A 25438-nucleotide genomic window follows, 5' to 3' on the forward strand; every position below is an offset into this window, starting at 1 on the left:
ATTTTAGAATTCTTGTATAATGCAGAGTGCTGCTATCACATCTTTGTAAACTAACGTTCCAGATTACGCATGGTGCATCCGGGAGGATTCGAACCTCCGACCGCTCGGTTCGTAGCCGAGTACTCTATCCAGCTGAGCTACGGATGCAGCGTAAATGGCGGTGAGGGAGGGATTCGAACCCTCGATGCAGCTTTTGACCGCATACTCCCTTAGCAGGGGAGCGCCTTCAGCCTCTCGGCCACCTCACCATTGTTACTTTACTTCCCGCCCGACTCAGTGCTTTACATCGCTCTTCGTCGCTGCGTTGGCGCACATATTACTTTCCCCGACTTATAAGTCAAACTTTTTTTCCGGAAGATTGTTTGTTTGAGCGCTTCTTCATCAATCAGGATATTTAAAAAGCAAAAAGAGTGGTTTTTCAACAGCACAGCACGGGCTAAGAAAGACAGAGCAACGAAAAGCCGATCGTTAAAAAGAGGCGCGCCTCGTTAAAAAACGAGGCGCTGAATATGTTAGTAGTCAGGCTGCTGGGTTTTTTCTGCCTGAATGCGTTGGTAGATCTCTTCCCGGTGGACAGAAACCTCTTTGGGAGCATTAACGCCTATACGTACCTGATTCCCTTTCACACCTAATACCGTGACCGTCACCTCATCGCCAATCATGAGGGTTTCACCAACTCGACGAGTTAGAATAAGCATTCTTTGCTCCTTGAAAGATTAAAAGAGTCGGGCCTGTTCATGCTCCCGGCAAATCCATCGTATAACGCAACACATATATTGACTATGACTGATACAGAAAATTCAATCAGTTTGCCAATACATTTCGCTAATAGTTAGTTTAGCCGAAATACACCATTACGCCCTGACTTTATCATTACTGGCTGTTCATCGTGTAAAAAGCGCCCGGAGAAACCTCCTGAGCGCCTTTACCGATAGCTCGTTTTAATTCATTACAACTTAGCGCTGACCAGCGCTTCAACCCCTGCCAGAGCTGCCGGTAATGCAGCAGGGTCCGTTCCGCCGGCCTGAGCCATGTCCGGACGACCACCACCTTTACCACCAACCTGACCGGCGATGACGCTAATCAGTTCCCCTGCCTTTACCTTATTCGTTAAATCTTTCGTGACACCAGCAATTAGAGAAACTTTACCTTCATTCGCAGTGCCAAGCACAATAACAGCAGAACCCAGCTGATTTTTCAAATCATCAACCATCGTCCGTAGCAATTTAGGCTCGGCGTTCTTCAGCTCGCTAACCAGCACACGGACGCCCTTAATATCAATGGCCTTCGCTGCCAGGGAACTGCTCTCCTGAGCTGCCTGCTGATCCTGCAACTGCTGTACCTCTTTCTCCAGTGAACGAACCTGCTCCACCAGAGATCGTACTTTTTCATTCAGGTTACTGTTATTGGCTTTCACCTGATGTGCAATTTCATGCAACTGAGCATCCTGAGTGAACACACTCTCCAGCGCCGTCTGACCGGTCACGGCTTCAATACGACGAACACCGGCCGCAGTACCTGACTCTGAGGTGATACGGAACAGACCGATGTCTCCGGTCCGGCTGGCGTGAGTTCCCCCACACAGCTCGACAGAGAAGTCTCCCATCGTCAGGACACGAACTTTCTGATCGTATTTTTCACCAAACAACGCCATTGCGCCGTTTTCCCTGGCCTCGTCCAAATCCATAATACTGGTTTCGACAGGCAGGTTGCGGCGAATTTGCGCGTTCACAATCTCATTAACACGACGTAACTGCTCCGGTTTTACCGCTTCGGTATGAGAAAAATCGAACCGCAGATACTTGTCATTCACCAGTGACCCTTTCTGAGCCACGTGATCACCTAACACTTCACGCAATGCCGCATGCAGTAAGTGCGTGGCTGAGTGATTCAAACGAATCCGGGCACGGCGCTGTTCGTCAACGTTAGCGGCTACGCTATCCCCAACCTTCAACGTCCCTTCGGTCAGCGTCCCCAGATGGCCGTTGGACTGACCATACTTACGGGTATCAGACACCGTGAAGGTGACCCCGTTAGCCGTCAGAGTACCGGTATCACCCACCTGTCCGCCCGACTCCCCGTAGAACGGTGTCTGGTCCAGAATAATAATGGCCTCTTGCCCGGCGTTGAGTTCTTCTGTGGCTTGTCCTTCTACAAAAATCCCAGTGATTTCGGACTGCGCCTGCAGGGCATCGTACCCTGTAAAGGCAGAGTCTTTTTCGACACGAATAAGATTGGTGTAGTCCGCGCTGAATCCGCTGGCTTCGCGCGCACGTTGACGCTGCGCTTCCATTGCCTCTTCAAACCCGGCTTCATCAATTTTCAGATTACGTTCACGGCAGACATCCGCCGTTAAATCCGCAGGGAAGCCAAACGTATCATACAGACGGAAAACCGTTTCACCGTCCAGAGTATCTCCGGTCAGTGCTGACAGCTCTTCGTCCAGCAGGGCCAGACCACGTTCCAGCGTTTTTGCAAACTGCTCTTCTTCAGTTTTCAGCACTGCTTCAACATGATCTTTCTGTTTACGAAGCTCTTCACCGGCAATATCCATAACGTCAATCAACGGCTGTACCAGTTTGTAGAAGAAGCTCTCTTTGGCACCGAGCATATTCCCGTGACGAACCGCACGGCGAATAATACGACGCAGGACATAACCCCGGTTTTCATTGGATGGGATCACACCATCAGCAATCAGGAATGCACAGGAACGGATATGGTCAGCAATAACACGCAGCGATTTATTATTAAGATCGGTAGTACCGGTCACCTCTGCTACTGCACGGATCAGGTTACGGAACAGGTCGATTTCATAGTTAGAATTAACGTGTTGTAATACCGCGCTGATACGTTCCAGACCCATACCGGTATCTACAGAAGGTTTGGGTAACGGCAGCATGGCTCCGTCAGGCTGACGGTTAAACTGCATAAAGACGATATTCCAGATCTCTATGTAACGATCGCCATCTTCTTCAGGGCTGCCCGGAGGACCTCCCCAGATATGGTCTCCGTGATCATAGAAAATCTCACTGCATGGGCCACAAGGGCCGGTATCACCCATCTGCCAGAAGTTATCAGAGGCGTAGGCACTCCCTTTATTGTCGCCGATGCGGATAATACGCTCCGGGGGAATACCAATATCATTTGCCCAGATATTATAGGCTTCGTCATCGGTCTCATAGACAGTGACCCATAACCGCTCTTTAGGCAGACTGAACCATTCATCACCGGTCAGTAACTCCCAGGCGTAAGCGATTGCATCAGATTTGAAATAGTCGCCGAAACTGAAGTTACCCAGCATTTCGAAAAAGGTGTGGTGACGCGCGGTGTACCCGACATTTTCCAGGTCGTTATGTTTACCGCCCGCACGCACGCAACGCTGTGACGTGGTTGCACGATGATAGCTACGTTTATCCTGACCGAGGAAAACGTCTTTAAACTGGTTCATACCGGCGTTAGTAAACAGCAACGTCGGATCGTTATTCGGTACGAGGGAGCTGCTGGCTACAACCTGATGTCCCTTGCCATGAAAGAAATCGAGAAACGCTTGACGGATCTCAGCAGTACTCTTGCTCATAATTATCCTGGTATCACGCTAACGGATGTTCCTCTCAGTCCGGGCGATTGCTGAAATAACATCTGGCCGTGACGAAGGAACAAAAAGTGGGAATAAGATAAGTTTTCTTCACGGGGAAGTAAAATCCCATTATGGCTCAGTGACCAAAATTTGCTAAAACAGCACGAATATCTGCCATAAGAAAGCCTCTGGAGTATAAAAAACGTTGTGCTTTCGCTTTTTCTTTCAGACAGGCCGGTCCCTGATCTCCATATTTTTTCTGTGCAACGTCACTGGCACACGCCAGCCAGTCAACATCTGCCTCACTCATTGCCCTCTCAATGACGTGTCTGTCCACGCCTTTCTGCGTTAAATCCTGACGTATACGTTGAGGGCCGTAACCACTCCGGCTCCGGCTGACAATAAAGCGTTCGGTAAAGCTGTCATCATTCAGCCAGCCGTTTTCATGGCAGTAAGCGATGACCTGTTCCAGCGCTTCCTCATCCAGGGGCTCTGCACTGCCCTGTCGCAACTCGCTTCGACGCAGTGACAGATGAATTTTCTCCCGCAACTCCTGTTCCGGATGGTCACGCTGGGCAAGCAGCCTCATTGCACGGTCAAGGAGTGCAGTAAATGACGGGCGTCGTTCGTTTTCTGTAAAAAGCATGGTGTTCCTTTCTCTGACCGGTAAAACAGTGAATACCGCCCTACTCTATCAGTGGCGGCGGGTAAAAAAAAACGGGAGCAGCCCTGAGGCTATCTCCCGTTTTTTTAATATCCGTCAGACTTTTTACATCAGAATTCCTGATGATCGTCGCTGGCTGCATCGAGGTGACTTTCGTCCTTCTCTGCTTCCGCGGTTTTCTCATTAGGATTATTCAGCAGCATCTCACGCAGTTTCTTTTCGATCTCTGTGGCAGCCTGCGGATTATCACGCAGGTAATTGCTGGCATTCGCTTTACCCTGACCAATTTTATCGCCATTGTAGCTATACCATGCACCGGCTTTTTCAATCAGCTTATGCTTCACGCCAAGGTCAACCAGCTCACCATAGAAGTTAATACCTTCACCGTACATGATCTGGAATTCAGCCTGTTTGAACGGGGCCGCAATTTTATTCTTAACAACCTTCACCCGCGTCTCGCTGCCGACGACATTATCGCCTTCTTTAATGGCACCGATACGACGAATATCCAGACGTACAGACGCATAAAACTTCAGGGCATTACCCCCGGTGGTCGTTTCAGGGTTACCGAACATCACACCAATTTTCATACGGATCTGGTTGATGAAAATCAGTAAGGTATTGGACTGTTTCAGGTTACCGGCCAGTTTACGCATCGCCTGGCTCATCATACGGGCAGCCAGTCCCATATGTGAATCACCGATTTCGCCTTCAATTTCAGCTTTTGGTGTCAGTGCCGCGACAGAGTCGACGATGATAACGTCTACCGCCCCGGAACGTGCCAGCGCATCACAGATTTCCAGCGCCTGTTCACCGGTATCTGGCTGCGAACACAGCAGGTTGTCGATATCCACACCCAGCTTTTTGGCGTAGACCGGGTCCAGTGCATGCTCTGCATCAATAAAGGCGCAGGTTTTACCCTTACGCTGGGCAGCAGCAATCACCTGTAAGGTCAGTGTCGTTTTACCTGACGATTCCGGGCCATAGATCTCAACAATACGCCCCATCGGCAGGCCGCCGGCACCTAACGCAATATCAAGAGACAGAGAACCGGTCGAAATAGTCTCAACGTCCATGGTGCGGTCTTCACCCAGACGCATAATGGAGCCTTTACCGAATTGCTTTTCAATCTGCCCCAGCGCTGCGGCTAAAGCCTTCTGTTTGTTTTCGTCGATCGCCATTTCCACTCCTGATTATGCCGGATTAGCCAGGCAAATTTGATGATATTCTCTGTCTCTGTGACCACCAATTATACTGTATAGTCATACAGTATCAAGTTTATTTTTCCGCAAATCCTTCACACAATGTTTGCAGTGCAAAAATGACCGCCTGCTTGCGAACTTCATCACGGTCACCCCGGAACAAACGATGAATGGCCACCGTTTCACCGGCTACAGAAGCAAAACCAAACCAGACCGTTCCTACCGGTTTCTCGTCACTGCCCCCACCGGGGCCGGCAATGCCGCTGACGGCAATAGCATAATCAGCGCCCGCCTGCTGCAGCGCACCGTTCGCCATTTCACGGACCGTTGGCTCACTGACTGCTCCGTGGGTTTCCAGCGTATCAGGGCTCACGCCCAGCATCGTTGTTTTAGCTTCGTTGCTGTAGGTCACAAACCCCTGTTCAAACCAGGCCGAACTGCCGCTGATATCGGTAATGACCTTGGCTATCCACCCCCCGGTACAGGATTCCGCCGCCGTTAACGTCGCCCCGCGGGACAACAAAAACTGGCCGGCTTTAATGCTTAACTGCTGTAAGTCCCTATCCATCGTCTCTCCTGTCATTTTCCGGCATGAAAAATGTCTGCCACACCTCAGAAGATACTATGGGTTAATCTCTGGTTTTCAAGTGATCTCCGCCGGCTTGCGGGTGATTTGGGAATAAGGCTGAGGGAAAACAGTAAGAAAAGAGGGAAAGTTAATCGCGCGGTGCCCGGCCTCACAACTGTACCGGGCACCACGAAAGTGCAAAACGGAAAGAACGTTAGTTCTTTTTCACGAACTCAGATTTCAGTTTCATCGGACCAAAGCCATCGATACGGCAATCGATATTATGGTCTCCTTCGACCAGACGAATACTTTTCACGCGGGTACCGATTTTTAAGACGGATGAGCTGCCTTTCACTTTCAGATCTTTAATTACTGTCACTGAATCGCCGTCCGCCAACAGATTCCCGTTAGCATCGCGTACCTGAAGCTCAGTTTCCGCAGGCTGGCTTTCATTCACCGGCCAGAGGTGACCACATTCAGGACAATTGTAGTTATCATTATCCTGCCAGGTATACTCTGAATGGCATTGCGGGCAGGGAGGTAATGTTTGCATGGGAATTCCTTCATGTAACGGCAGGCACAAAGGGCGCCCGCAAAGGGCGCCATAGTATATCCACACATTTGATAAGGGAAGGGTTGAATTAAAAAATGCGCCCTTGCCGGGCATTGCGTACCGCCTCGCCCAGCTGCCAGACCGCCATTGCATAGTGTGTGCTGTGGTTATAGCGGGTGATGACATAAAAGTTAGGTAACCCGAACCAGTACTGATAATACTGCCCCATATCCAGGCGAAGCAGACTCACCTCTGTAGAGCCTGACAGCGCCATTTGCGGCTGCAGGCCGTAGGCCGCCAGCTGACTCACGCTATAACGTGTAGTAAAGCCATCTTTGAGGCCGGGGGCTGAACCGTTCGCAGTGACAGCCACTGCCTGACCGGCTTGCCAGCCGTGCTGTTGGAAATAGTGGGCCACGCTACCGATAGCATCGACGGGATCCCACAGATTAATATGCCCGTCGCCGTTGAAATCGACCGCATATTTCTGATACGCCGATGGCATAAACTGCCCGTAGCCCATCGCACCGGCAAACGATCCTCTCAGCCCGAGCGGACTTTCTTTTTCATTGCGGGCCATCAGCAGAAAGGTCTCAAGTTCGCTGCTGAAATAGGCTGAACGCCTCGGGTAATCAAACGCCAGCGTTGCCAGCGCATCCAGAATCCTGGTTTTCCCCATCACCCGGCCCCAACGGGTTTCAACCCCGATAATGCCGACAATAATTTCGGGAGGTACACCGTATTTCTGCTGAGCTTGCTGAAGTTCGGTCTGATATTGATCCCAGAAAGCCACTCCGTTTTGGACATTGCCCGGGGTAATGAAATTTTTCCGGTAGCGTAACCATGCACCATTAGGGCCGACGGCCGGTGCCACATTTGGCGCCTGGCGATCCATGAGACGTAGCACATAATCCAGACGACGGGCCTGTCCCAGCCAGGACTCCAGCTGACGGCGATCGAAACCATGTTTTTTAACCATCATCGTGATGAACGCTTCAGTCTGAGGTTGTCCCAGAAAATCGGCGGACAACATCCCCTGCCCGGCCCCGGGAGGACGTAAAAAACCCTCCTGTGGCGAAGACCCGGAAGCCCCTTGCGGTTTACTGCTACAAGCGGCAAGTAAGGCAAATAACGGTAACAACGCAATTTTGTAACGCATCAGGGACCCATCAACCAGAAAACAGAAAGATTTCCATCATAATGCTTTCGCCCGCAGACCCAAAGTGACTCCGGAAAAAAATTCCGAAAATTGCTGATAAAAAGCATTTAAGCCGAAGGATATTCCGGCCGTGAGGTCATAAAACCGGGTCCGGCTATCCGGCTTACAAAAATAGCGTATTTTTTCTGTCTCCCCCCGAACGGGATATAAAAAAAGCATAGCGATAAAATTCCGCCCGATTGGCCGCCCCCATTTTCCGGCTGACGTTACGGTAATGTGCACTGATGGTTTTTTCTGAACGGTTCAGTGCCCGGGAGATATCCTGACAGGTCATCCCGCGGCCTATCAGGATCATGACCTGATACTCAGTATCAGATAACTGCCTGTAACCGCTCAATTTTGAAAGGCTGTCTGTCAGGGGGAGTCCCATGCTTGCCGTCGCAATGCTCAGAATTTTTTTATTTTTAAGGAAAAATCATCGACCGGACATTTCCGGCTGAGAAACGGAACGTGCAACGTCATCACCGGGAAGGCAGCGGACGTCTGTTCCCGGCAGACAGGCAAAACCGGTAACTTCATAGTAATCGCTTCATGACGGAAAATAATGCGGGCACTATTTTGTAACGGGGACGCTTCCGGAGAAGGAAAACGGATGTCAGCAGGGTCCCCGGAGTATTGCTGACAGACAATCGCTTTAATCCCTATCACTTCATAGATATTCGGCTCAAAAAAAAGTATTTCCAATGTCATTCATTACACCTGTTATTTGTTTTTATAAGAAGACAAAAGCCGCCTTTCCATAGGCTAATATGCATATTATCGAACAAGGATACAAACAGGATGATTACACCTGACATGTAATTTTCTTTCAATTAAACAAGAGGAGTGAGCCAGTATATTTAAATTTATTCATCATTACCGCCCTGCATCTTACCGGTACAGATTACAGCATGCTGTAATAATACAGAAGATGAATATCACCGCCCGGATTTATAAAAAATAAATTATCTTACACCCAATAAAAAATAAAAAACCACCGTTTTCTCATCATAGTTTAAGACATTGCCTACTTCATGAATAGTTTTCGGCTATCTCTGTCATAATGCCCTTTAAGATAGAGATCCAGCGGCGAGGGATGCCAGTAAATCATCGCTGAGACCTCAACAACTATCGTCACCTGTTGCTGTCTGCTCCGGGAGGATTGTGATACACGCACAATTAAGGTTTCCGGGATCACCCGGGGCTCAAAACGTAATATCGCCGTCCTGATATCATGTTCAGTCCGGTTGCCGTCTTCCTGATCTGAAAAAAAATGGCGGGGTGGCAGGCCAAAATTCATTGAGGATGAAAGGATGTTCGGATATTTATCACCGTCAATTTCATTTTCTGCATTGGTATGATTTAATAATTCTATAATTTCAGTGATCACCAGCTGACGCATTTTTTCAGCGCTTATCCGGTAATCTCCGTTTTTACATTCCGGACTTTCAGAATAAATAAGCCTTTCCGATAACGCTGGCGGGTAACGCCATCCTGATTTCATATTATTCCCCTCCCCCGGAATTTTCATCCGGGATTAAGTACAAGGTAATACATTCGTTATTTAACATCAGGTAAATCTCTCACCAGATATTCCGGAGCCAGTGCAGAGAAAAGATCCTGTTCATCCTCCCCGAACAGTGTCCGGGAAATCCATTCATCCTGGGACGTTTCGCCAAGTACCCGGTCAATCAGCCGATCGTCACCCAGCAGGTATTCAGTCAGCGTTTTCTGATCTGCTGCGGGATCCGGACCTGAACTTTCCGGCGGGATGATTTTCTCCGGTGAGCCTGCCGTCTCTTTGCGCTGCATCCCCTGCGGGTCACAGAGATAACAGATATACTCATCCCCCAGAACTTTCAGAATATCACGGGCATTCTCACTCAGCAGACTGTAACCGCTATGCTTATCCGTCGCATAGGTCCCACCGCTGAACTGGCTATCCACCACAAAAAATTCCCCGGAGATCAGGGACTGCTGATCCGCGGGAAGCTCCGGGCGGTGAGATGCTGAACGCGCTTTCCCGCCCCCCGCGGGCTTCCCACGATTAGCCAATAAAAACATTTCCGGCTCCCGTACAAATAGTCGCCCCGCATCCGGTAATATCACTGATTCTGGCTGCCGCAAACCCCTCAATAAAGACGGTTCCTGACCCCGTCACCACCGGGGCCGCACCATGGGAGAGGCTGCAACCGGCCAGACTGACCACTGCAACAGCGGCAGGAAGGCCGTTAATGAAAACCGTCGAAGCCCCGCTAATGATGGCACCGCCATGGGTGGTTGCATCGCCAAGCCTTGCTGCATTAAACATTTTCTACCCCCTGAATTTTCATCACGTCGCTTTAGATCTGCATTCCCGGTAAAACGCCTGCTTTCATCCCACCGGCGGACTCCAGGGTGGCGTTTCGGTTTCCGTCGGTGTCGGCAGCGGTGTGTCCGTCGGAGATTCCGTCGGACTTTCTGTCGGTATCGGCAGGCCGGAAAGCCCCACCATGCCTGTACCGCCAAGAATTCCCGGGATCCCGGGTTTACCGATAATGGCTCCCCCGCCACCACCTCCCCCTCCGCCACAATTCTGGCAATCTCCGGGGTTTATCAACACCTGCCCGCCCTGTAATACCAGTTGCCCGGAGCCGATAATCCGCACCAGCGGCGCGCTGATCACCAGCTCATTGGCGGAGTTAATACAGAAAATCCCCCCCGCGGTCATGGTTGCGGCGCCTCCGGCAGCCATCTGATGTGCACCACCGACCACGACAGAGTGATATCCTCCTACCGCGGTCATAAAGGCTCCTCCGACATTAATCCCTTTCGCTCCTCCGACATTATCGTTCTGCTCTCCTCCCACAGAGATACCTAACGCCCCCCCGACCAGCAAACTGCTTTCACCTGCCACCGACAATGCATCGTTAGCTCCTACCGTTACGGCGCGGGAGCGGCCGATCACCTGTTCCTCATCCCGTTTGGTCAGCCGGCTCATATCTCTTTCGGCCTGCTCCCAGTAATTTTCCAGTCCGGGTTTGTCCTCAAAGCGGATGCCGTTAAAATTTGCACGACCGCCACCAGGGGTTCTGCTGATCCAGCCACTCTGTGTGGCATTTTCAGGGAGTTCCCACGGAGGCATAGTGACATTGTTATACAGACTGCCCATCACCAGCGGCCGGTCAGGATCGCCGTTAATGAAGTCGATAATCACTTCATGCCCCACTCTCGGGATGCAGATACCGCCAAAATTATTGCCCGCCCAGGGCTGACTGACACGCAGCCAGCAGGAGTCTGACTCTCTGTTTTTTCCATAACGATCCCACAGGAAACGCACTTTGATCCGGCCATATTCATCCGTCCAGATTTCTTTTCCTGGCGGGCCGACCACAATGGCGGTCTGTGGTCCGTAGGTTCTGCGTCGGGGGACCGATCGCGGATGCCGGTAAATTTTGGTGACAGGCTGCACATGGAAATGGCATTGCAATGAGAAATCGGCTTTCCCGGTTCGCTCCGTGATTTCCCGGAAATCCAGCTCTGTCCCCAGGACAAGGTATTCGCAATTCGCTTTCGCCAGCGGATAATGATCCAGAGTGAAAACACAGCCACACACAATCGTCGGTACCGGGGCGCTCCCCTGACTGCGTGAGCCTGCCGCGCCCTGTTCTTCCATCCGGACCCGTGCAAGATGGTCTCCCGTCGCGGGATCGCCATAGTTCCCCGGCCAGTCAAATATCTCCTGCTGGTTAAAACTGGTCTGTCGGGGTTGACTGTCGAGGGACATAATGTCGGCCCGGGAACGGGTAAAATCATAATCATTGGTGACCCAGCGGCCGGATGTGAGGGTTTGCAGGTGATGAAATTCTGCAATATATTCTTTGCGGTTTTCATGCGTTTGCTGGTCATACCCCACCACATGCGGGCTGCCGGCAAAAAAGGGCTTATGTGCCCCGATATTATCGACAATCACTAATTTGTGCTGTTGTCCCTGATGCTCAAAAAACCAGTACAACCCCCACGCTTCCATCAATCGCTGTATAAAAGCGAAATCGGTTTCTCCGTACTGGACCTGATATTCCAGTGGCGGATAGGTCTCTGATATCCGTTTTTCATGCGGGAAATCATAGTCGGCAAGTATTTCTCCGATAATCTCAGTGACCGTTTTATTCTGGAAAATACGAAAATCTGACGTCAGCTCGGCCAGATACAACCAGGGACGCAGGACCATCTGATAAAGAGCACAATTATTCCTGCGACCCAGATACCTGACCTGCTGAACAATACCGGTGATCTCGCGATAAGCTTTCTCTGTTCCGGTATCCGTCCGCCAGTCATTAAGGGCTATCCGGAGAGTCATCTGTTTACCGATCAATGACTTGATGTCGATAGCCGAGGCTGCCTGCCATGAGATATTGCTATTGTCCGGCGTGGTTGCGGTCACCGTATAATTATAGAGTGCCGACAGTGATTCTTCTCCCTGCAGGCGAGTGACCACCAACGCAGGTTCACCAAGCAGGAGAGGCATGGCTGGACTTTCTAAGGTAATAGTTCGGGTCATAAAACCGCCAGGTCTGTTAGTTATCGTTAAAAATGGTGCAGACAGAAAAACCGGGGGTCCTCCGCTCTGCACTTCCGGAGATCACGGACAGGTAAATCGTCTTAACAGGGTCACCAGAGGCTCCCCATGAAAGGCCAGTCCGGCAATCTGCAAGGTGGCTGCGGAGCTGCCGTCACCGGTACCGAAATCAGCAGCAACCTCCCCCGTCAGCGTCACCCGCAATTGCTGAGCGCTATCCAGCCAGCGAAACAGCGCCCAGGGGCCGGTAAACCGGCGGGTGCGGACTTCACCGGTTTTGGCAGAGGTCAGGCTCAGGGTAATTGACGGATCATCACCCGCGGCTGGCCAGTTGATTGCCGTCTGCCTGACCGGGCCGTGGGTATAGGAAAGCCGTTGAGATGCGGTACGTAATTCAAGGCGGCTGAAGTCCGGAGACAGCCAGGGCACTGAGACCTTTAGGGGAAGGGACATCTGCGTAGCCCCGCCCGGGAAAAATGCCTGTCGGATCTGTCGTGCACTGCTGAACATTTGCAGGCTCCGGTTCTCACTGTCTGCCGGAGCACTATCTTTGAAATGCCAGGGGGATCCCGTCATCACCGTTTTCCCGGCAAGATTTTGTTCAAAATACACCCCGGCGCTCTCTTCTCCGGTGAAGAAGCGTACAAAATCTTCCCTGCTGACTTCCCGGGCTGTCTGAACAAAAGGATACCTGCCTGCCAGAACAGTGCGGCAATACGCGGCCGGGCCTGCCGCAATACCCGCCGTCGTCCGGGCCGTTGCCGCCTGACGGTTATCGGCGGCAATCTGTTCCAGCAATGGCCGCACCATATTTCTGACCGGTAACGGCCAGCCAGACGAACGGGCCAGCAGTTCCGCGATAAATTCAGCGATGGCTTCGGGAGACGCTTTGTCGCTCTCTGTCCGCTGAGCACTCAGCAAGGCCTGTAACTCTTCCAGTTGTGCTCTGAGCTGACAAAGCGGGGTGTCCGTCTGACAATTCTCCGCGGCCTGCACGGCCTCCCCGCCTCCCCGCACAAAGTAACGCAACGGCCTGAAATGATTATCCACCTGCCGCCGGAGGACAGACTGACGATCGGCACGATAAGCTTCCAGTCCCTGCCGGATCCCGGCCACATCGGCGGTTATCGGTTTTTTTTCACTGTCTGCCACCGGATATCCGGCCAGTGTTGTTTCTGCCACACTTCGCTGTAACAGGGTAAATAACGGTGAGTCGATGGCCGCCAGTTGCCCCAGCCGTTCGGCAGCCTGCCGGTATTCAGGCCGCGCCGGATGCCCTGTCAGCGCTGAGCGACGGAGCCGGATTTCAGCCAGATAGTGCTGCCAGGTGCGTGTATATTCCGACAGGTAGCGCTCCATCACCGCGTTATACAGCCTGACGGGGGCCGGCAGCATCCGTTGCGGTGAGGCGTTCCGATTGTTCTTTTCTGATAAATTACCCATGACTACCTTGTCCTCTCCGGCCAGCGTGTTGAGCTGTAGCAGGATTTTTTTTTGACCTGCTGATAGCCTGCCTGCGTAAAAAGGCCGGGTATTGCAGACACCGGAGCCTCTGCCTGTAGCTCAAACAACGGACGACTGCTGTCTTCTGCCATTTGCCGGAGATCCAGTGGCGGAGGAGCATCAACAGACAATCCGTTTTTCAGCCGTAAATAAATACGTGCCGGCGTATCTTCGCGCGCCAGTAAAGCCCGGGCGCGGCGGATCAATGCCTCATCCGCTGGCTCCCGAAGCTGTGACTGTGGCTGGCTGAAGAGCGTTGTCAGGTGAGGCGTCACGGTAAGATCACCAGGGGTCACAGAAAGCTGCGTTGCCGCGGGCCACAGGCCGGAAAGATCACGGGTCAGGAAAGGTAAATCGGCCGGGATAATGCCATAGACCATCAGATAGCGTCGGAGACTGACATACACGGTTTCCGGGGAGCGCTCAGCCAGCGCCAGCGTTAACTGACGTGTCGCATATTGACGGATAAACGGCAGTAAGGTTTCGTGCAGCATCCACCGGTAAAGGCTCTCAGAAGCCCTGGCTATCCGGGTACCGGTAAAGAGTCCGTAACGCCAGTTTACCCCCGGATCTGTCAGGTCCAGCCCCGGGGAAACCGGCAGGTTCCGGAAACCGGCCAGCAACGGAGGCAGTTCCGGTGGCCGGGCCGTCGGGTCCAGGCGAATAAAACGTTCCTGAGCCTCCCGAAGTGCTACGGTTTTACCGGTGATCGTCTGTAAATAAGCGGCATTATTGTGATAGCTGCGAAATAAGCCATAAGAGAGCATGGCTAGTAACAACAGCAGCATGCTGTGTTTTAGCCAGTGTTGTATAACAGGGCCGGAAACCGTCAATGACCTTTTTGCAGCCAGAGACTGATCCCTGATAATCAGTTCACAAAAGAGCTGGTGTAAAAAAAAGGGATGCCCGGGCTCCTGCTGGCGGATGACCTCTGCCTCCGGCACTGTAACCGGCGCAGCCGGCGGGTTCACATAATCAGCCCACTGGCGGATAACGGTTTTCGGGTTAGTAAACCGGCGGGGGGTCCCGGGATAACAACTGGTAAAATAGACTCCCCGTAATGCAGAGCTGTTACCGGTATCGTCATAGCGGGAGGGGAAAAAAAGTGTCTGCAGGAACTGCTGTAAATTCTGCACCAGAACCGCCAGATCCCCCGGGAAGCCGTACATTCTTTTACGATCCTGCGGGTCATACTCTTTCAGCAAACGGATATTAATGTCTGACTCAATCCGCTGAACCAGTGAGTTCAATTGCTGTTCCGCCTGCTGACTGACCAGCGATTCTCCGGCGCCCGCAGGGAAGCTGATCCCCCAGATGTCCTGTTGCTCCTGCCGGGAAAGCCCGCGAAAATATTCAGAAAATCCGCACAGGTAATCCAGTTGAGTTACCACCAGATAGACCGGGAAAAACTGATCATGGATCCGGCGCAGTTCACTCAGCCGGTGACGTAATGTTGCAGCGAGCCCGTCTCTGGCATCGCTGTCCGTGGCCATCAGTTCCGGCGCGGAAACCATCAGTAAAACGCCGTTAATAGCGACATCGGGCCGGCAGGATTTTAATGCGTTCTGCAGCGCCAGCCATTCTGCCTGGCTGCTTTGTGCGGCACTGATATATTTACCGTCCGTATCAAGATAAACCGCATCATTCGCCAGCCAGCAACGGCACTGCTCCGGGTGACCGGCACTGACTGACAAAGGCTCCAGGGTGCCGGTCAACGGGAAATGCTGGCCACACTGACGGACAGCCGTTGTTTTACCGGCCCCCTGGCTGCCCAGTATCAGATACCATGGAATAGCCTCCTGCTGCTGTATCAGCCCGGTCAGTACCTCCCGGCGGGATACTTTTTTAGGTCTCTGCTGCAACTCCCGGGTGACCTGCCGGAACATCGCGTCCATTCCTGCAGATATCTCTGTCTCCCCGTCAGCGACCGGACGGCGAAAACGCCCCCTGCGCCGTAACCAGAGAACGGCGTAATAAACCAGCCAGGCCACCAGCATCAGGCCGGTGAGTAATAGCCGCGTCGTAACGCCGGTGAGAAAAAATCCTTCGCCAAAAGAGAGGTTCGGTCCCGCCACCCAAAGCAACAGAATGCAGGTCACCAGCACCGTCAGTGACCAGTGCCAGCGGGTAAGGGTTGTAATAAAGAGGAAAATAATGAACAGGATCACCAGTAACCGCGGCAACACGTCGGCCAACGGCCGGGCTTCACCAAATCCTACCTTTGGTCCTGTGAACCAGATAACCGCAATCAACACCCCGGCAATCACAAGGCGCAGCAGCAGAAAAAGATTATTACGCGATACAAGACGACTGAGAAAAGACATATTATATCTCATTAATAAGTAACAAAAAGTTCAACACGCCGGTTAGCGGATCTGCCGGCAGCGGTCGCATTACTGGCGATGGGTTGCCCTGCTGCCATCCCCTGTACCGACACTCTGTCTGCCGGAATTCCGGAAGCTATCAGGACATCCGCAACTGCACGCGCACGGAGGGAAGAAAGCATTGCGTTATCTTTGATAGCCCCCTGACGGACAGGGATAGAATCGGTATGCCCGATAACCCGTACCGAACCGTTTACCTGATTAATTTGTGTCGCAACCCGGCTGATCACCTCTGACATCGCCGGAGATAACCGGGCAGAGCCGGACTCGAACGTATGATCGCTGCTTAACACCACATGGCTCTGCTGATCATCTTCACTCACCGTCAGTAACTGCTGTCGGATTTCCGGTTGCAGTAACAGGCTCAGTCGTAAACGGGGGAAAGGAAATAATTCGGGGGCAGGCACCGGATAAAGCGCCCGGATCGCCGCCAGCAGAGGTTGTCTGGCCACAAATAACCGGTAGCTATCATTCAGCCAGCTGATCGCGAGAATAGCCCCCGAGATAATCAGCGTAGTACGCAACGGGAGATGCCAGCGGCGACGAGACACTGGCGGGTATTCCGGCAGGATCCCCATAATGGCTGGCAATGCCTGCTGCCGCCGATGACTCTGTAACAGAGTCAGCAGCCGCTGGCGTATTTTTATCAGTTGCCGCTCACCGTCGTGCTGAATACTGTAACGTCCTTCAAACCCCAGCCCGAGTATGCGCAGTAAAATCCCGATAACATCAATATACTCAGCAGGACTCATCGCTATCCGGCCAATCAGCAGGAAAAATTTAGTCCCGCCATCGTTATCATTTTCAAAGTAATTCAACAGATTGTTTTGCGACCAGCCGGTTTCCGTTCCCCAGCGCGTACTGTGTGCAGCTTCATCCAGAGCCGTGCAGAGGCAGTAACGAACAATGGCCATTTTTTTCCACGGTATATTCACTTCATCGCAAAGCATCGTGAAATAATTAATTTCACGTTTCAGGATCTCTCTGAGGGAAACCGCATGCCGGAGATCATTCATCTCACGGGGCATTTCGCTGATAGCCCGTAACAGAGGTTTGGCGGCTTCCAGCAACGGATCGCTGGCAGCTTTTACCGCCGGTATGCGCGAACGGACATGCTCAGGGTCAGTTTCAAATACAGCAGAGATCCGTTCATGCTGAAGCGGTACATACTGGTATTCCGGATGACCGGAAGGGATTTCCTCCTCACTCTCCCAGAGATCACTTTTATCCAGCAAAAAATCGCCCCATCCCTCCTCTTCCCCGGAAGCTTGCTGCTGTGGGGGCACTTCCTGTGCATTCTCTGTTTTCATGAGGTTCGTATCCCCCAAAGTTCCATATTCAGGGCAGGAAAATCACCGGCGATATGTAAAGCCATCGATCCGGATTCCGCTATCGCCCGCCAGAAATCACCTTTTCTCTGCAGTTCAAAATAAACATAGTCCGACCGGTAGGGGATCTGGCGCGGGGGCACGGGTAATGCCTGAATCGATAACCCCGGCAGGTGTGATCGCACCAGTTCATGAAGGTGCTGTGGCGCACTGATTTTGACCCGGGAGAAAAACTGATGCTGCAGGATATCCGGAGCCAGGCGGGCATGTACGGCCAGAACTATCCCCTCAAAAGCGTTCAGTTCAGCCGGCAATACGGATGCCACCCAGATACCGTTACCTTTGGCATGTAACGGAATAATTTCTCCCGCCCTGACCAGAATTTGATTGAGCAGGTCATGAACCTGATCCACCAGCGGACGGATCGAAGTGTAAAGACTGGCATGATCATATTCAGGGGCCGGCAGAGGACGACGGACTTTCGTTTTCACAAATGTCGATGCCTCCGCAGCCAGTTGCGCGAGGACCTGATAAAAATCGACCGGCGGGGTTTTCGGGGTATGACGCAGATGCTCCAGGATCACCTGATATTTATTGAATATCTGCAATAGCAGATAATCCATAACACTGGCGTTATCTTCAGGTTTGCCATCACTGGCAATCAGCCGCCCGGCAAGTAACCCGGCACGCATCTTCACTAACCCACTGAGGTGATTGAGCCATTCGCTAAGTAACGCATTCGCCCCGTAGCCGCTGACCGGAGGAATGTAATCATCTGTGTGCAGTAATACGCTGCCGTCCGGGCGAAGCGCTTTGACTTTTGCACATGGCAAACCAATCCAGGAGCCGGTTATTCCGCTTTCGGGGAGTAACTGCAGCCGTAACCGGGCCAGCTGAACCGGTTTCCTCCCTTGCCGGATAGCATTACTGTCCGTCAGCTCAGTATCCACGGCACAAAACCTCGCCAGGGAATCGGGCGTTCCGGTATTGAAGATAGTTTCATCGCTGTTATCCAGCCTGAGCGGCACGGCAAGAAAGATAGTCTTGCCACTGTGTTCCGGCAGGAGCGTCAGAGGCGCAGGGATCCCGGCATGACCGGGCAAATCAAAGGGTGTGCCATCAGGAAAAACACCACTGGCGCTGCGTAATACCAGCTTGCCGTAAGTCAGTGCTTCACTGTCTATCTCATAGCGGGAAAACCCCCAGAAATAGAGACCCGGGGCAGACGCCCGCTGATGGATAAAATACTCCAGATAGCGTTCCTGCTGCTGAAATATCTGGGGACGTAAAAATAATCCCTCACTCCAGACCACTTTATTGGTTTTCATGATTTATTCCGTTCCGGTCAGAGTCAGCCCCTGCCGGTGAACTCTGGCATACAGGGTGTTGTCACGGGTGGTAAAGAGTCTTTTCCACCAGGGAAGAGTACGGGTGTGCGGGAGTGGCTGTACCGATTTCCATTGTGCATGTTCAATATCACGAAATTCACCGGTAACCGCGATCGCCAAAGTCTCCGGCTGCAATGGTAATTTCAGACAGCGTATTTCTCCCGGCTGAAATACCGCACTGAATATTACTTCGGCCCTTTTATTATTCCGAAAGTCCTGTAATTCTGTCATATCGTTGTTTATTTCCCCCGGCGTATCCATACGATAGATTGAAATATTTACCGGAGCCGGTTCACCATAACGGTTCAGGTTCACATCTCTATCCACCCGAATATCAATAAACTGCAGATGAGGTGCTTTTTCCGGTGATGAATAACTGCAGGCAACAGATAAAAAGACACAAGATAACGACAACAGCCTGAGCTTTTCGGAAAAAGGCTCTCTCTTATTTAATCGTAAAATATTTTTTAACACAGAATGTAAGATAAACGTCTTTATATTCACCTCCTCTGACTCCGGTGATAATTTTACCCCTGTGAAATAAATTCAGGCCAGACTGAATACTCAGCTGGCCTGAAAAAATCAACTACGCTGGTTCGCTTTGATGTCGTAACTGGTGGAAATAATGCCTGATTTATTTCCTTCCGCACTCTGCATTACATAATCCTGAGTAAATCCGGAGAATGAAAAGGAGACAGTTTCACGGGGGCGGACATCCTCACTGCTGCAGCCGGATGCACTTACCTGCGTAATAATGACATCGGTGAATTTAATGCTCAGATATTCCAGGGGATCCCCCCCTGCTTTACGGACAACAAATTTAATCTCTTTAATATGTTTCCCGGAAAGGCAATAACTTAATAAATTTGTACTTGCTTTATCCAGATAATGTTCAAACCTGAAATCACTGACGGTCGCCTTCCCGGCTCCGCCACCCGAACCGGCGTGCATATTGGAATGCTGAAAACTTTCCCAGTTCCAGTTAAGCACTTCTATTTCATTTTTATGAGAAGCATCCAGAGATTCACCTTCGATGCCATCAATTTTAATAAACATATCCTGAGCCATAATAATCCTTATTTATCGCTGTTATTGATACACGTTACCTGACAGGTAACGTAATTACGTCTTCAGACGACGTCCTGATGGATGTTGTCGTCCACGGAACTATTCACACTCTCATTCACCGGATAACGGTAATGATATTTTTTCAGGCAACATCTTTTACTGACGGTAATTTAGCCACCATTCGTAAAGACACTGTCAGTCCTTCAAGCTGAAAATGGGGTCTTAAAAAAAACTTCGCCTGGTAGTAGCCCGGATTCCCTTCAACATCTTCCACCAGCACTTCCGCATCAGCCAGAGGACGGCGTGCTTTGGTTTCTTCTGAGGAGTTTGCCGGATCACCATCCACATAGTTCATAATCCAGTCATTGAGCCACCTTTGCATATCTTCCCGCTCTTTAAAGGCCCCTATTTTGTCGCGGACAATACATTTCAGGTAATGAGCGAAGCGGGAACAGGCAAACAGGTAAGGTAAACGTGCAGAAAGGTTAGCGTTGGCTGTCGCATCAGCATCGTGATATTCGGCAGGCTTCTGCAGTGACTGGGCACCGATAAAGGCGGCATAATCTGTATTTTTACGGTGGATCAGCGGAATAAATCCGTTTTTAGCCAGCTCAGCTTCCCGGCGGTCAGAAATAGCGATTTCTGTGGGGCATTTGATGTCGACACCACCATCATCTGTGGGGAAAGTATGACACGGCAGTTTTTCCACTACGCCGCCACTTTCTACCCCGCGGATCATCGTGCACCAGCCGTAATTTTTAAAAGAACGATTGATGTTTACGGCCATCGAATACGCGGCATTTGCCCAGACATAGCGGCTGTGATCCGCTCCCTCGGTATCCTCTTCAAAGCTGAACGCATCGACAGGATTAGTGCGTATCCCATAAGGCAGGCGCGCCAGAAACCGGGGCATGGCCAGACCAATATAACGCGAGTCTTCAGATAACCGCAGGGCATTCCATGCGGCATATTCCAGATTACGGGTAAATATTTTGGTCAGATCCCGCGGGTTCGCCAGCTCCTGCCAGCTTTCCATTTGTAATACGGAAGGCGAAGCACCGGTAATAAACGGCACATGGGCGGACGCGGCTATCCGGCCAATGGAAGATAACAGATCAACATCCGGCGCTGAGTGGTCAAAATAATAATCCGCCACCAGACACCCGTAAGGTTCTCCTCCCAGTTGCCCATATTCTTCTTCATAAATTTGCTTAAACAGCGGGCTCTGATCCCAGGCGATACCTTTATAGCGTTTGATGTTACGTCTCAACTCCTGTTTTGAGATGTCCATAAAACGCAGTTTAAGCTTCTCGTCCGTTTCGGTATGAGTGACCAGATAATGTAACCCTCGCCATGCACTTTCCAGCGCCTGAAATTCAGGATGGTGAAGGATTAAATTAATCTGTTCTGTCAGTTTCCGATCAATCTCTGCAATCAGAGCTGAGATATTCTTATAAGCATCATCGGCGATGGTCACCGAACTCTGCAAAGCCTGTTCGGCCAGCGTTTTTACGGCATTTTCAACCGCAACCCGCGTCTGGTCTGACCGCGGACGGAACTCTTTTGATAATAATGCATTAAAATCACTTTGCCGGATGTCAGTTTTTACCGGCTGCGCGCTCTGCTTACGTATATCCATTACTATAATCTCTCATCCCTGATACTTTCATTCATCCCCGGTGGCGGTATCTGTGCATACAGAATCTTCCCGGGGGGCCTTCGCTAACGTATTCAGCAGTGCTTTATCCTGAAGCACTTTCATGACCAGACTCTCTGCACCTGCCTTGCCATCCATATACGTTTGCAGATTCGCCAGTTGCGTCCTGGCTTCCAGCAACTGTGACAGTGCACCGACTTTGCGGGCGATGGCATCGGGCGAGAAATCATCCATACACTCAAAGGTCATATTGACCATCAATTGTCCGTCACGGGTCAGAGTGTCCGGCACCGCAAAGGCTACCCCCGGCTGCATTGCCTGCATTCGCTCATCAAAGTTATCGATATCAATATCCAGAAACTTACGCTCCGCGACCGGGGGTAAAGGCTCTTTCGTTTTACCGGATAAGTCCGCCATCACTCCCATGACAAACGGCAACTCTATTTTTTTTTCATTCCCGTAGATTTCAACGTCATATTCAATCTGTACCCGCGGGGCACGGTTCCTTGCAATAAACTTCTGAGAATTATCCTTAGGCATAAGCATATTCACCTTTTGTTGAACGTTAATGGACAGAAAAGCCATGCCGGTTGACGGCACAAAATGCCTGTCCGGTTAATGATAATCGACGGTAATACCGGCAATGGCGTGGACTTTACCCGCTGTCACCGGACCTGAATTATCTGAAAAATAACTGACATAAAACTGATGAGTGACCGGGGTATTGGCAAACCATATTCTGTATTGCTGAGCCGTATTACGGTCATCAATCACTATCTGACTATTGTCTTCCTTACGGATCCTGAGCTGTACATTGCGGCTATATTCATTACCGGTCTGATTAAGAAGATTACCGGTGGCACTGTCTGCCGGGGAATAAGCACTACTGAAAAGCAGATTTACGGACGTGAACCCCGGGCACTCTGCCAGGGTCACGGTAAAGCCGGTCTTCCCACCTTCCCCGCCACTGTTACTGAGGGCCGCGGTGGTGAGTCTCGGCAGCGTTACTGCTTCGTTACTACCACTTCCGTTGATTTTGATCTCACAGGTTTCAGTCACATATTCTCCACTGAAATTCACCGTGATCGGATAATCGCCGGCAGACGCCGTGGCCGATAGCAGCAACATCAGCAAAGTCATCGCGCGGTTTCTTTTTTTTGCGACATTCAGTGTTATGACTTGCATATGACCTCCGCACGGATCACCGAACTGCTGCCTGACCGGGAAATGTCTTGCGCCAGAGCGTTGTCTGCAGAAATGGTACAGAAGGTGCTTCCGGTGCGGACTGATATCGCTTCAGTCCCTATATTCCAGCCACGAATAAATGCCATACCGGCCTGCCCGACAATGCCGGTCACTTCCCCGGAGGCGTTAGTCAGCTCACTGCCTATCGGCAGGTAATTACCTTGCGGATCCCGAATAATCAGTAACACCGGTTGGCCGGATTGGGTTTTCATCGTCACAGACACTGCGGCCCCCATGCGGGGAATAATGACCTGTTCATTCTGCAAAATATCCACCGTATCCGGCAGACCTTTACTGTCAACAGACACCGTGTTCTCGCGGTAAGGTGTCAGTGATGGCACAATGGCATATCCCCGACTGTCGATTCTGGACCCGTATCCATTCAGTAACTTAGCCCCTTCCGCCCCGGGCACATTCACTATTGCGAAAGGTGACTCGCCCAGCGCAGGTCCCATTGTCAGGCCGCCACGGTGTGCCACCAGACTTCCGGTAGCCGTTGCAGAGAACTGGCGTGACTGGTTGCCAATGGCCAGTGTTGACCCAAACTGCCCCATATCTGAGTAATAGTTCATATTGCCGTTCAGTGAATAACTGGTACCGCCCCCGCGCAGACGCCCGGTGCTGGTGCCCAGACCATAACTTACCGAGGAGCGCTCACCGCGACTGCCGTTCGCATTCGTGATAAGAGACGTATTCCCGGCATTATCCCGACTCATCATCATGCTCATGGAGCTGAATAACGGCTTATCGGTGATGTTATAGCGACGACTTAACGGAATAGTTAACGACAACGAATAGCTATTAATATTTTTGCCGATAGCGTTATAGGTTCTGCTGATCCCAGCGGACCAGGAAAATAGTCGCTGTGATTTACTGAAATAGAGCGAATACTGGGAAGACGCATTTCGGTTATTCCAGTATTGATAAAAGTTACCCGCCAGCACCAGACGACTGTCGCCGGGTAAGGTCTGAGCAAGATTCACCGAAAGTCGCTGGCGGGTACGGTAGTCAACCAGGTAGTAGTCACGGTTCATACCATAACGTTCTGCGGCGGCATCACGCAGGGAATAAAACCCTTTTGACGAGTAGCGATACGCTGCCATTGAGATATTTGTGCCTGAATACTCCAGGTACTTACTGAACCCGACGTTAAAACTATTGCCTGTTGATACGCGGCTATCTTTCAACCGGCTTCTGGCCCGGGTGATATCGACCGAGATCCCCCCAACCCGCGTGTTAAAAGATTGCCCGACCGCCAGAGAGAGATAATTTTCTGAAAACTGCCCGCCGCCATAAAGCGTATAAAAATTGTTCATTCCGTACTGATAAAAGCCGGTCGCCATCAGCGGTTTTTTCTGCATACTGATTTCATTCATCTCCCCCATAGATACCGAGTAACGGGAGACACCGGCATGCAGTAACATCGGAGGGGCAGAATACGGGATCACCTGGGTACGCTGTTTGCCATCGGCCTCGATAATGGTCATCAGTAAATCACCGCCATATCCCATCGCACCGATGCTATTAATCTCAAAGGGACCGGGGGGAACCGTGGTTTCATAGATCAGCTGCCCATGCTGAGTGACCTGAACCCGGGCATTACTTTCCGCGATCCCCTGGATGACCGGGTTATACTGACGCAAGCTTTCCGGCAGCATCCGGTCATCAGAGGCGAGCTGCACGCCACGAATGTTCAGACTATCGAACAGATCTCCGCTGGTGACGGTTTCACCGAGCGTCACCTGGCTTTTAAGCAGCGGAAGATCATGCCGGGCGTAGGTATACAGATTTCGGGAACCGGGACTCCCGGTACCGGAAAAATAATTGCTGCTGCGGTTACGCAACTGCCAGCCAAACAGGTTAATGCCGGTCAGTAACCCCAGGTTTGCGCTGATTGCATGGCCGATACCGTTAGAAAAACCTTTGGAAAACTGCTGGGTATAAACATTCGCCGTGTAATCCAGAAACATTGCCGGAACACCACTGTCCCAGGTCGACGGGTCGGTATAACCGGGTAGCTGGCTGACCAGGTATAACTGAGGAACAAAGAGTTCAAGTTCAAAATCAGCAGGGTCATAGCGGGTGCTGGCCCCATCAATCCAGCGTGGTAACGCATTACATTGCTCACCGTCAGCCGCCCGGTTTTTCATAACCGGTGGCCGGATGCCAAACTGTTCAAGCTGAGCGGCACTGAAACAAGGTTCGGCAATATCACGGCCCGGCACGGCGACAAATAAGACATCATATTTTCCGCGGATCTTACCATTCACCCGTACCCGAACCACCGCCTGGCCCGGGGGCACCGGGTTACCTGTCGAAAACCGGTTCACATCCACGGTACTGCCATGAATAAATGCACTGTTAAAGACAACCGGTGAGGCGCGATCCGGCGCGAAAGGACTGTCAGAGAGTTCTGCAGAGACTGCCGCCGAAACCGGTAATATGAGTAAACTACTGCTGAAAACCAGTATGCCGAATCTCACGGAATACCCGCTATTGTCGCGCAGTCCGGCGCTCAAAGTGATCATTTTCAACTCTCTGACTC

At 51.4% G+C, this 25438-nt stretch carries 23 protein-coding genes and 2 tRNA genes; all 25 read right to left on the minus strand.

Features of this window, described 5'->3' with window-relative positions; all coding sequences use genetic code 11:
• Positions 1 to 70: 70 nt before the first annotated feature.
• The 25 genes from GTPT_RS14850 to GTPT_RS14965 all read right to left on the minus strand — a co-directional run bounded on the left by GTPT_RS14850 (position 71) and on the right by GTPT_RS14965 (position 25421).
• A tRNA-Arg gene (locus GTPT_RS14850) sits at positions 71 to 147 on the minus strand.
• Between the two features lie 8 nt (positions 148 to 155).
• Positions 156 to 248 (minus strand) — tRNA-Ser (locus GTPT_RS14855).
• 264 nt (positions 249 to 512) lie between these two features.
• Entirely contained in the window at positions 513 to 698 is a 186-nt protein-coding gene (gene csrA, locus GTPT_RS14860; protein WP_025902553.1) for a carbon storage regulator CsrA, read from the minus strand.
• Between the two features lie 251 nt (positions 699 to 949).
• The gene (gene alaS, locus GTPT_RS14865) at positions 950 to 3577 is read right to left on the minus strand and encodes an alanine--tRNA ligase (protein ID WP_025902554.1); all 2628 of its coding nucleotides are present in this window, start codon (positions 3575 to 3577) and stop codon (positions 950 to 952) included.
• Positions 3578 to 3713: 136 nt separating this feature from the next.
• Positions 3714 to 4223: a regulatory protein RecX gene (locus tag GTPT_RS14870; RefSeq protein ID WP_025902555.1), complete on the minus strand. Its 510-nt coding sequence runs from the start codon at positions 4221 to 4223 to the stop codon at positions 3714 to 3716.
• 128 nt (positions 4224 to 4351) lie between these two features.
• Entirely contained in the window at positions 4352 to 5422 is a 1071-nt protein-coding gene (recA, locus tag GTPT_RS14875; protein ID WP_025902556.1) for a recombinase RecA, read from the minus strand.
• Between the two features lie 97 nt (positions 5423 to 5519).
• Positions 5520 to 6011 carry a nicotinamide-nucleotide amidase gene (gene pncC, locus GTPT_RS14880; RefSeq protein ID WP_025902557.1) on the minus strand — a complete coding sequence of 164 codons (492 nt, stop codon included), beginning with the start codon at positions 6009 to 6011 and terminating at the stop codon, positions 5520 to 5522.
• A gap of 214 nt (positions 6012 to 6225) precedes the next feature.
• Positions 6226 to 6564 carry a zinc ribbon domain-containing protein YjdM gene (locus GTPT_RS14885; protein WP_025902558.1) on the minus strand — a complete coding sequence of 113 codons (339 nt, stop codon included), beginning with the start codon at positions 6562 to 6564 and terminating at the stop codon, positions 6226 to 6228.
• Positions 6565 to 6652: 88 nt separating this feature from the next.
• Positions 6653 to 7723, minus strand: a complete 1071-nt coding sequence (gene mltB / locus GTPT_RS14890; protein WP_025902559.1) for a lytic murein transglycosylase B — start codon at positions 7721 to 7723, stop codon at positions 6653 to 6655.
• 163 nt (positions 7724 to 7886) lie between these two features.
• The gene (locus tag GTPT_RS18065) at positions 7887 to 8153 is read right to left on the minus strand and encodes a helix-turn-helix domain-containing protein (protein ID WP_051845737.1); all 267 of its coding nucleotides are present in this window, start codon (positions 8151 to 8153) and stop codon (positions 7887 to 7889) included.
• A 17-nt stretch (positions 8154 to 8170) separates the two neighbouring features.
• On the minus strand, positions 8171 to 8473 hold the full coding sequence (locus GTPT_RS16785; protein WP_051845739.1) for a hypothetical protein: 303 nt from the start codon (positions 8471 to 8473) through the stop codon (positions 8171 to 8173).
• A gap of 316 nt (positions 8474 to 8789) precedes the next feature.
• Complete coding sequence (locus tag GTPT_RS14900) at positions 8790 to 9266, minus strand: GPW/gp25 family protein (protein ID WP_051170722.1); 477 nt, start codon at positions 9264 to 9266, stop codon at positions 8790 to 8792.
• A 56-nt stretch (positions 9267 to 9322) separates the two neighbouring features.
• The gene (locus tag GTPT_RS14905; protein WP_029989939.1) at positions 9323 to 9826 is read right to left on the minus strand and encodes a hypothetical protein; all 504 of its coding nucleotides are present in this window, start codon (positions 9824 to 9826) and stop codon (positions 9323 to 9325) included.
• Positions 9810 to 10073, minus strand: coding sequence for a PAAR domain-containing protein (locus tag GTPT_RS14910; RefSeq protein ID WP_025902563.1), 264 nt, complete (start codon positions 10071 to 10073; stop codon positions 9810 to 9812). Before GTPT_RS14910 ends, GTPT_RS14905 begins: the two co-directional genes overlap by 17 nt.
• 63 nt (positions 10074 to 10136) lie before the next feature.
• On the minus strand, positions 10137 to 12302 hold the full coding sequence (locus GTPT_RS14915) for a type VI secretion system Vgr family protein (RefSeq protein ID WP_235501120.1): 2166 nt from the start codon (positions 12300 to 12302) through the stop codon (positions 10137 to 10139).
• Positions 12303 to 12383: 81 nt separating this feature from the next.
• Entirely contained in the window at positions 12384 to 13763 is a 1380-nt protein-coding gene (locus GTPT_RS17950) for a type VI secretion IcmF C-terminal domain-containing protein (RefSeq protein ID WP_038011713.1), read from the minus strand.
• 2 nt (positions 13764 to 13765) lie between these two features.
• Complete coding sequence (tssM, locus tag GTPT_RS14925) at positions 13766 to 16147, minus strand: type VI secretion system membrane subunit TssM (protein ID WP_169740235.1); 2382 nt, start codon at positions 16145 to 16147, stop codon at positions 13766 to 13768.
• A gap of 11 nt (positions 16148 to 16158) precedes the next feature.
• Positions 16159 to 17517 carry a type VI secretion system protein TssL, long form gene (gene tssL / locus GTPT_RS14930; RefSeq protein WP_029989934.1) on the minus strand — a complete coding sequence of 453 codons (1359 nt, stop codon included), beginning with the start codon at positions 17515 to 17517 and terminating at the stop codon, positions 16159 to 16161.
• Complete coding sequence (gene tssK / locus GTPT_RS14935; RefSeq protein ID WP_025902568.1) at positions 17514 to 18863, minus strand: type VI secretion system baseplate subunit TssK; 1350 nt, start codon at positions 18861 to 18863, stop codon at positions 17514 to 17516. Before tssK ends, tssL begins: the two co-directional genes overlap by 4 nt.
• Positions 18864 to 18866: 3 nt before the next feature.
• On the minus strand, positions 18867 to 19337 hold the full coding sequence (tssJ, locus tag GTPT_RS14940; RefSeq protein ID WP_160318970.1) for a type VI secretion system lipoprotein TssJ: 471 nt from the start codon (positions 19335 to 19337) through the stop codon (positions 18867 to 18869).
• A gap of 168 nt (positions 19338 to 19505) precedes the next feature.
• Complete coding sequence (locus tag GTPT_RS14945; protein ID WP_025902570.1) at positions 19506 to 19991, minus strand: Hcp family type VI secretion system effector; 486 nt, start codon at positions 19989 to 19991, stop codon at positions 19506 to 19508.
• A 142-nt stretch (positions 19992 to 20133) separates the two neighbouring features.
• Positions 20134 to 21630 (minus strand): type VI secretion system contractile sheath large subunit, encoded by a 1497-nt coding sequence (gene tssC / locus GTPT_RS14950; protein WP_029989931.1) that lies wholly within the window; start codon positions 21628 to 21630, stop codon positions 20134 to 20136.
• Positions 21631 to 21657: 27 nt separating this feature from the next.
• Positions 21658 to 22194 carry a type VI secretion system contractile sheath small subunit gene (tssB, locus tag GTPT_RS14955; RefSeq protein WP_029989929.1) on the minus strand — a complete coding sequence of 179 codons (537 nt, stop codon included), beginning with the start codon at positions 22192 to 22194 and terminating at the stop codon, positions 21658 to 21660.
• 69 nt (positions 22195 to 22263) lie between these two features.
• Complete coding sequence (locus GTPT_RS14960; RefSeq protein ID WP_051170721.1) at positions 22264 to 22833, minus strand: fimbrial protein; 570 nt, start codon at positions 22831 to 22833, stop codon at positions 22264 to 22266.
• Positions 22821 to 25421, minus strand: a complete 2601-nt coding sequence (locus tag GTPT_RS14965) for a fimbria/pilus outer membrane usher protein (RefSeq protein WP_029989926.1) — start codon at positions 25419 to 25421, stop codon at positions 22821 to 22823. The genes GTPT_RS14960 and GTPT_RS14965 overlap by 13 nt, the downstream gene beginning before the upstream one ends.
• Positions 25422 to 25438 lie beyond the last annotated feature (17 nt).

It is taken from the genome of Tatumella ptyseos ATCC 33301 (assembly GCF_000735525.1).
GTDB lineage: Bacteria > Pseudomonadota > Gammaproteobacteria > Enterobacterales > Enterobacteriaceae > Tatumella > Tatumella ptyseos.

Bases quoted from the DNA above. Each gene is read 5' to 3' on its own strand.
- GTPT_RS14915 (WP_235501120.1), bottom strand. From the start codon at position 12,302: ATGACCCGAACTATTACCTTAGAAAGTCCAGCCATGCCTCTCCTGCTT.
- GTPT_RS14900 (WP_051170722.1), bottom strand. From the start codon at position 9,266: ATGAAATCAGGATGGCGTTACCCGCCAGCGTTATCGGAAAGGCTTATT.
- GTPT_RS14910 (WP_025902563.1), bottom strand. From the start codon at position 10,073: ATGTTTAATGCAGCAAGGCTTGGCGATGCAACCACCCATGGCGGTGCC.
- mltB (WP_025902559.1), bottom strand. From the start codon at position 7,723: ATGCGTTACAAAATTGCGTTGTTACCGTTATTTGCCTTACTTGCCGCT.
- GTPT_RS16785 (WP_051845739.1), bottom strand. From the start codon at position 8,473: ATGACATTGGAAATACTTTTTTTTGAGCCGAATATCTATGAAGTGATA.
- GTPT_RS14870 (WP_025902555.1), bottom strand. From the start codon at position 4,223: ATGCTTTTTACAGAAAACGAACGACGCCCGTCATTTACTGCACTCCTT.
- GTPT_RS14945 (WP_025902570.1), bottom strand. From the start codon at position 19,991: ATGGCTCAGGATATGTTTATTAAAATTGATGGCATCGAAGGTGAATCT.
- tssM (WP_169740235.1), bottom strand. From the start codon at position 16,147: ATGTCTTTTCTCAGTCGTCTTGTATCGCGTAATAATCTTTTTCTGCTG.
- GTPT_RS17950 (WP_038011713.1), bottom strand. From the start codon at position 13,763: ATGGGTAATTTATCAGAAAAGAACAATCGGAACGCCTCACCGCAACGG.
- tssK (WP_025902568.1), bottom strand. From the start codon at position 18,863: ATGAAAACCAATAAAGTGGTCTGGAGTGAGGGATTATTTTTACGTCCC.
- alaS (WP_025902554.1), bottom strand. From the start codon at position 3,577: ATGAGCAAGAGTACTGCTGAGATCCGTCAAGCGTTTCTCGATTTCTTT.
- GTPT_RS14965 (WP_029989926.1), bottom strand. From the start codon at position 25,421: ATGATCACTTTGAGCGCCGGACTGCGCGACAATAGCGGGTATTCCGTG.
- tssC (WP_029989931.1), bottom strand. From the start codon at position 21,630: ATGGATATACGTAAGCAGAGCGCGCAGCCGGTAAAAACTGACATCCGG.
- GTPT_RS18065 (WP_051845737.1), bottom strand. From the start codon at position 8,153: ATGGGACTCCCCCTGACAGACAGCCTTTCAAAATTGAGCGGTTACAGG.
- recA (WP_025902556.1), bottom strand. From the start codon at position 5,422: ATGGCGATCGACGAAAACAAACAGAAGGCTTTAGCCGCAGCGCTGGGG.
- GTPT_RS14960 (WP_051170721.1), bottom strand. From the start codon at position 22,833: ATGCAAGTCATAACACTGAATGTCGCAAAAAAAAGAAACCGCGCGATG.
- csrA (WP_025902553.1), bottom strand. From the start codon at position 698: ATGCTTATTCTAACTCGTCGAGTTGGTGAAACCCTCATGATTGGCGAT.
- pncC (WP_025902557.1), bottom strand. From the start codon at position 6,011: ATGGATAGGGACTTACAGCAGTTAAGCATTAAAGCCGGCCAGTTTTTG.
- GTPT_RS14905 (WP_029989939.1), bottom strand. From the start codon at position 9,826: ATGTTTTTATTGGCTAATCGTGGGAAGCCCGCGGGGGGCGGGAAAGCG.
- tssL (WP_029989934.1), bottom strand. From the start codon at position 17,517: ATGAAAACAGAGAATGCACAGGAAGTGCCCCCACAGCAGCAAGCTTCC.
- tssB (WP_029989929.1), bottom strand. From the start codon at position 22,194: ATGCTTATGCCTAAGGATAATTCTCAGAAGTTTATTGCAAGGAACCGT.
- GTPT_RS14885 (WP_025902558.1), bottom strand. From the start codon at position 6,564: ATGCAAACATTACCTCCCTGCCCGCAATGCCATTCAGAGTATACCTGG.